Here is a 7,318-nt window from a genome sequence, read left to right as displayed (position 1 = left end):
AAACTAGAAACTAGAAACGTAAAAGGCTTGAACTCTTAGAGTCCAAGCCTTTTTTGTATCTATAGGATTTGAAATGTTACTACCAGAAGCTTTTACAAGCGCTTGGGCTTTACTTCCTAGACTTTACTTAAAGCGCAGCGACTTGTGGGCGAACACCTAGCGTATGGCAAAGTGCATAAGTCATTTCTGCACGGTTTAGCGTGTAAAAGTGGAAATCTTTCACACCTTCACGGCTTAGCGTACGAACCATATCGATCGCTTGGCTAGCACCGACTAACTGACGAGTTGTTGGATCATCATCCAAGCCTTCGAACTGCTTCGCCATCCAACCTGGTACTTTTACGTTATTCATCGCAGCAAAACGAGACGCTTGCTTGAAGTTAGAAACCGGCAAGATACCCGGTACAATCTCTACGTCAACGCCAGCCGCCACACAACGGTCACGAAAACGTAAGTAGCTTTCGACATCGAAGAAGAACTGAGTGATTGCACGGTTTGCACCCGCATCCACTTTACGCTTTAGGTTAATAAGATCAGATTGAGCGCTTTTTGCTTCAGGGTGAACCTCAGGGAATGCCGCTACTGATATATCAAAGTCGTGACGAGATTTAAGCAGCTCGACTAAATCAGACGCATACATATCTGGCGCACCACCGCCTGCTGGAATATCACCGCGCAACGCAACAATACTTTCAATGCCATTTGCCCAGTAATCGTCGGCAATTTGAATCAGCTCTTCGCGGCTAGCATCAATACACGTTAAGTGTGGTGCAGCAACTAAGCCTGTTTGGTTCTTAATTTCTTTAATGATTGAGTGGGTACGATCACGCTCACCCGAGTTTGCACCATAGGTTACTGATACAAATTTAGGTTGAAGTGTTTTAAGACGGTGAACAGAATTCCACAGGGTCTCTTCCATCTTCTCACTGCTTGGTGGGAAAAATTCAAATGACACATTGATGTTGTCAGAAAGCTCTGCAATATTCTGATTTAAAGCGTCGATATGACTTGCGTGTGTGTATCCCATCTTACTCTCCCTGTGGCAAAAGCAACCACTAAATAATCTCAAATCCCTAGCGACGTTTAGACGTCTATATGTCTCCAGAATGAATTGAATACGATTTAATGTCAACAGATCCATTATGAATTTTTTTCAAGTAGATAGTGAGAAAAGCTCAAGCCGATAGGTGGGTCGCAAAGAAGAAATAATGTAGAAAAAAGGCTGAAAACACATCGTGCTTTCAGCCTTATTTATCTTAGTGGATAGTATGCTATTTACGCATTTAAACAATTAATCTGAGTATTAAAGCAATTGATCTGACTATTAAGCCAATCGCTCTAAGTATTAAACCAACCGCTCTAAGTATTAAAACAGGCTAGACATTCTGTTTAAATCAGACTGAATTGCACCAGCTGTCACTTCACGACCAGCACCTGGGCCACGAATAACCAATGGATTATCTTTGTACCATTTGCTCTCAATCGCAAAGATGTTGTCGCAAGGCAGTAAGTTCGCCAGAGCGTGTTCTTTAGATAACGCTTCAACGCCTACCGTTGCCTTACCATTCTTCTCTAAACGCGCTACGTAACGAAGGACCTTCTGTTGAGACTGCGCTTTCTCTAAACGCTCGGCCAACTCTTCACTCAGTACAGAAGCTTTATCAAAGAAGTCATCCACTGACAGATCTTGTAATTCTTCAGGTACCAATGATTCTACTTTGACGTTTTCAGGCTCAATATCTAAACCCGATTCACGCGCCAGAATCACTAGCTTACGCATCACGTCAGAGCCATCGAGGTCAGCACGAGGATCCGGTTCCGTCAGGCCTTGTTGCCACGCTAAATCAACCAACTCGCTGAACGGCACAGTGCCATCAAACTGTTGGAATAACCAAGATAGAGTGCCCGAGAAGATACCTGACAGAGCAATAATATCGTCACCGCTTTCGCGCAGGTCACGTACCGTGTGGTTAATCGGTAAGCCAGCACCCACTGTCGCATTGTACAGCCAATGACGGCTGATCTTAGCGAAAGCATCTTGTACCTGATGGTAATACTCGCTTGATGCAGAACCTGCCACCTTGTTAGCTGAGATCAGGTGGATACCTTGTTGTGCGACTTGCAGGTATTTTGCAGCAAGCACCGGGCTTGCCGTGACATCGAGTACTACAGCTTCATCGTAACCCTGAATAGAACCCAAACGCTCTAGCCAGTCGTTGCCGTTATTGGCAATCGCTTCATCATCAAAACGCTTGCTCACAGAAGTCGCATCAATGCCTTGATCATCGAACCAATAAGTTTGGCTATCAATCACCGCAACCAATTCAAAGTTCATTCCACGACGCTTTTCAAGTTCCGCTTTTTGCTCAGCAAACAGGCTTAACCAACTTGAACCAATATTGCCCTTGCCACATAAAGCAATCGCAACACGCTTCTGCGCTTGGAACAGTTGAGAGTGAATGCCTTTCACTAGGCTTGATGTTTCACTCTTACGAATCACAGCCACTAAGCTCAAGCCAGAGTTCGCTTCTGAGATAAACTCAACCGGTGAGCTCTTGAGTTGTTGGTAGAATCCATAACAATGGTTCGGGTTCTTAGTCACACCAGCACCCACCGCCGCAATCAGAGAGAAGCCTTCTTTAAGCTTAATTTCCGCTTCAATCGCGTGGTCTTGTAGATATTCCAACGCACCACCAGCAATCTCTTCCGTGTAGGCAAGGCGCAAGCAGTGCTGATCCGGTTCAAGCTCATAAGCAAGCGGCTCAAGTTGAGCTCGCTTAAGGCCTTCAAGGACTTCACTTTCTAAGCGGTCAAAATCATGGCCATGACCAAAGGTCAGCTGAACGATCAGAACTTCATCCAGAGAGGTAATAATTTTTGCGCCGCGACCCGATGCCAGTACACGCTCTATTTGTGTAGAGCCCGCCTCCGGCTGGTAGCTGCAGCGCAAGCTGAGATCCATAGCACTTTGAGCCACAGGCTGTAGCGTTCGGCTATGGAGCACTGGAGCCGCCAGACGAGCGAGTTCACTCGCTTCATCAAGGCGAAGCAGAGGCAACAAACACGCATCCGAAACCAAACGAGGGTCAGCGCTGTAAACGCCCGCCACGTCACTCCAAATCGTCACACGTTCAACTTCAGCCAAGGCGCCAATCACGGTTGCTGAGTAATCTGAACCGTTACGACCAAGCAGTACTGTTTCACCTTCGCAGTTCTGAGCCATAAAGCCCGTAATCACCACTCGGCAATGCGTATGCTGAGCCAAAACTTCTTTAATCAGAGGATAAGAACGCGCGCGATCCACTTCGGGTTGAGCACCCGCTTCTGCACGTAAAAAGGCACGCGCATCTTGAGCAACTGCTTGTAAGTCATGTTGGCACAACAGAGCGGCTAACAAACGTGAAGACCAAACCTCACCGTGTCCTAACACCTGTGCTTTTTGCGATTCGCTTAGAGGAGCAGTTAGCTCACCTAAAGCAGTAAATTCTTGTTGAATAGTGGCCGTTAGCTGAGCCGCAGACTCACCTTCAAGCAGCGCTTCAATCAGCTCAAGCTGGAACTGACGAAGGGTTTGTAGACATTCATGCGCAATACGACCATCTTTGTCGAGCGCTTCAACAAACTCAATCAAGCGGTTAGTTGTTTTACCCGCAGCCGATACCACGACCAAGTCAGTAGATGACGAGTATTCTCTAAGAATATTGACCACGCGTTGGTAACACTCAGGGTTCGCTAAACTGCTGCCACCAAATTTATGTAGCTGGCGAAAGGTTGTCATTATTAAACCTCCCCTTCTGCGATAAAGCCTTGTGTTTTTTCAAACGCTTGCTTGAGATCATCAATCAAGTCTTCTGCATCTTCAAGGCCAACAGAAAGGCGCAGTAATTGTTGAGAAACACCCGCTTCTGCTAAGGCTTCTTCGCCCATAGCACGGTGAGTCATCGACGCTGGGTGACAAATCAGGCTTTCAACACCGCCCAATGATTCAGCCAAAGAAAATAGCTCTAATTTATCCACAAAATATTTAAGTGCTTCAAAAGATCCCGAAAATTCAAAGCTCAGCATGGAACCAAAGCCCAACTGCTGTTTCTTCGCGATCTCGTGACCCGGATGTTCAGGAAGGCTTGGGTGGTAAATCGTACCCACCAGATCTTGTTGTTGCAGAGCCGTCAGAATTTCACGTGAGCTCTCTTCGTGAACGCGCATACGTGCACCTAGCGTACGAATACCACGTAGCGTCATGTAGCTATCAAATGGTGTGCCGGTTGCACCAATACAGTTACCCCACCATGATAGCTCTTCAGCGTGCTCTTCAGTTTTAGTGACCACAACGCCGCCAATAACATCTGAGTGTCCGTTGATGTATTTAGTGGTTGAGTGGATAACAAAATCCGCACCCAGCTCTAAAGGCTTTTGGAACACAGGCGTCAAAAACGTGTTGTCGACAGCAACCAGAGCACCTACTTCTTTCGCTTTACGGCAAGTTTCTGCAATATCAACCACACGAACCAATGGATTCGATGGCGTTTCGATTAAGATTAACTTTGGCTTAAGCGCGATCGCCGCATCCAGTGCAGCTTGATCCGATTGATCAACAAACAGAACTTTGAAGTCACCTTTGAGTGAGCGTGTGTTAAACAGACGGTAAGTACCGCCATAGCAGTCGTGCGGTGCAATAATAAGATCATCGCCACCTAAGAAAGCGGATACCCATAAGTTAAGTGCCGACGTACCGCAGTTAGTGACAACCGCGCCTTTGCCTGATTCAAGCTCAAACAGTGCCGTTTCTAATAGACCGCGGTTTGGGTTACCAGAACGGGTATAATCATACTTTGGCACTTCACCAAAAGCGGGAAACCCATAGTTAGTCGAAAGATAAATAGGTGGGACAACGGCATGGTGTTGCGTGTCTGACTCGATGCCAGTACGTACTGCGATGGTTGCTGGCTTCCGGCTGCTCATAGGTGCTTCCTTACAAGTTTTGCGTCTGAGAATCACAGCTGCTTGTCGGCATTTTGTGGCTGTGTTAGATATATGTTACTCACTTTACTTTCATAAACGTGAGACGTCAACACTTCTGGACGTCTATATGTCTTTGCTTATGGCAGTAAATCCCGCTAAAATCAGCACTATTAATTTATTCTAACAACTAAAGTGATGAAGGTACGCAATGGCCGACTGGAATGGTGAATACATAAGCCCATATGCTGAGCATGGAAAGAAAAGCGAACAAGTAAAGAAAATTACAGTTTCTATCCCTCTAAAAGTGTTAAAGGTTCTTACTGACGAGCGCACTCGCCGCCAGATCAATAACCTACGCCATGCAACAAACAGTGAGCTACTGTGCGAAGCCTTTCTACATGCGTACACAGGCCAACCACTGCCAACGGATGAAGACCTTCGTAAAGATCGTCCAGACGACATCCCGACTGAAGTCAAAAAACTGATGACAGAGATGGGCATCGAGTTCGAAGCGTTTGACGAAGAATAAAAACAACTCAGTCACCGCCTTCATTATTGATTCGCTATAGCTGAACCCTATTTGTCACATCACCCACTACGTTATCTGTAGCTGCGCTGTGAATGATAGACATAAAAAAACCGACTCCTATGAGTCGGTTTTTTATTATTCTTTTTCGCTCAATAGAGCAACAGCTATTAAGCTATTAAGCTATTAAGGCATTAAGGCATTAAGCCATATAGTTAGCAGGCATCTCAATTCGAGCAACGCCAGACTCAACAGCCGCTTCAGCAACTGCTTTTGCAACACGAGGAAGCAGACGCGGGTCCATTGGCTTAGGAATGATGTAACCCTTACCGAACTCCAGTGCAGTCTCGCCCGCAGCTGCCAGTACTTCAGCTGGAACTTCTTCTTTTGCTAGTTCACGAATCGCTTTAACCGCCGCTAGCTTCATTTCGTCATTGATTTCGCTCGCACGCACGTCTAGTGCACCACGGAAAATGAATGGGAAACAAAGTACGTTGTTTACTTGGTTAGGGTAATCACTACGGCCAGTACCCATGATTAGGTCAGAACGAACTTCATGTGCAAGCTCAGGTTTGATCTCTGGATCTGGGTTTGAACATGCAAACACAACAGGCTTATCAGCCATCAGCGTAAGTGCCTTAGCTGGTAGCAGATTAGGACCCGATACACCCAAGAACAGGTCAGCGCCTTCGATAACATCTTCAAGCGTGCGCTTGTCGGTGTTATTTGCGAACAGCTCTTTGTATTCATTCAAGTCATCACGACGAGTGTGGATCACACCTTTACGGTCAAGCATGTAGATCTTCTCACGCTGAGCGCCACACTTAATCAGTAGCTCCATACAAGCAACCGCTGCTGCGCCAGCACCTAAACAAACGATCTTACACTCTTCCAGTTTCTTACCTTGAAGCTCGATCGCGTTAAGCATACCCGCTGCCGTTACAATCGCAGTACCGTGTTGATCATCATGGAAAACAGGTACATCACAACGCTCAATCAGGCGACGCTCGATTTCAAAACAGTCTGGTGCTTTGATGTCTTCTAGGTTAATACCACCAAATGTATCTGCGATATTCGCAACCGTATCAACGAACTCATCGATTGTGCGGTGTTTTACTTCAATATCGATAGAATCTAAACCAGCAAAACGCTTAAACAGTAGCGCTTTACCTTCCATGACCGGTTTAGAAGCAATAGGACCAAGATTACCTAAGCCAAGAATTGCAGTACCGTTAGAGATAACTGCAACCATGTTGCCTTTACCTGTGTACTTATAAACGTTATCGACATTCTGTGCGATCTCGCGAACAGGCTCAGCTACGCCAGGGCTGTATGCCAGTGCTAGGTCTTCTGCAGAGTTTGCAGGCTTCGTCAGTTCTACGGCAATTTTGCCTGGAATTGGGAACTCATGATAATCAAGAGCTTGCTGACGGAATTGTTCTTGAGGCGATAATTCTTGAGGGGATTGATCTTGGCGGCTGTCTTCAGACATAGGTGTAGGTTCCTAGGATATTATTATTTGGGGGATCTTGTTCATGTTAATGGATGTACTTCAAAGTTCCTAGGTGGTTGAAGCATCTGTATCATTAAAAAACGAGATTTCACTACTAATAAGACCAGTGGGCAGTTGAAATTACTGTCGCCTGCTCAACTTTAGAGCGAATTTCGAGGAAGGAGTGTTGGGGTAAGCGATGAAATAAAATTTACGCCAGTAACCTACCACTTTAAATGAGCTAATAATGAAATACGATTCAGTATTTTTTCAAATTTAAGGCAACAAAAAAGGACACCGAAGTGTCCTTTTTATGTCTAAATAGCGAGAATTACTTC

At 45.8% G+C, this 7,318-nt stretch carries 5 protein-coding genes; 1 reads left to right on the top strand and 4 read right to left on the bottom strand.

The annotated features are described in order from the left end of the window. Positions 1-127: 127 nt before the first annotated feature. The 3 genes from metF to AB4496_RS14275 form a co-directional block, all read right to left on the bottom strand. Positions 128-1,027, bottom strand: coding sequence for a methylenetetrahydrofolate reductase (gene metF / locus AB4496_RS14285; RefSeq protein WP_009848888.1), 900 nt, complete (start codon positions 1,025-1,027; stop codon positions 128-130). 339 nt (positions 1,028-1,366) lie between these two features. Further along, positions 1,367-3,778 carry a bifunctional aspartate kinase/homoserine dehydrogenase II gene (locus AB4496_RS14280; protein ID WP_009848887.1) on the bottom strand — a complete coding sequence of 804 codons (2,412 nt, stop codon included), beginning with the start codon at positions 3,776-3,778 and terminating at the stop codon, positions 1,367-1,369. Positions 3,779-3,780: 2 nt separating this feature from the next. After that, on the bottom strand, positions 3,781-4,962 hold the full coding sequence (locus AB4496_RS14275; RefSeq protein ID WP_102258062.1) for an O-succinylhomoserine (thiol)-lyase: 1,182 nt from the start codon (positions 4,960-4,962) through the stop codon (positions 3,781-3,783). A 208-nt stretch (positions 4,963-5,170) separates the two neighbouring features. Between AB4496_RS14275 and metJ the strand changes: the two genes are divergently transcribed. Further along, positions 5,171-5,491 carry a met regulon transcriptional regulator MetJ gene (metJ, locus tag AB4496_RS14270; RefSeq protein ID WP_004729686.1) on the top strand — a complete coding sequence of 107 codons (321 nt, stop codon included), beginning with the start codon at positions 5,171-5,173 and terminating at the stop codon, positions 5,489-5,491. Positions 5,492-5,690: 199 nt separating this feature from the next. On the opposite strand, the gene AB4496_RS14265 is transcribed toward metJ, so the two are convergent. Further along, complete coding sequence (locus AB4496_RS14265) at positions 5,691-6,980, bottom strand: malic enzyme-like NAD(P)-binding protein (RefSeq protein WP_009848885.1); 1,290 nt, start codon at positions 6,978-6,980, stop codon at positions 5,691-5,693. Positions 6,981-7,318: the final 338 nt, after the last annotated feature.

Source organism: Vibrio sp. 10N.222.46.A1 (assembly GCF_041473595.1).
Classification (GTDB): Bacteria; Pseudomonadota; Gammaproteobacteria; order Enterobacterales; family Vibrionaceae; genus Vibrio; species Vibrio tasmaniensis_A.
The sequence above is the reverse complement of the archived record's forward strand: the minus strand, read 5'-3'. Positions and strand labels throughout refer to the sequence as shown.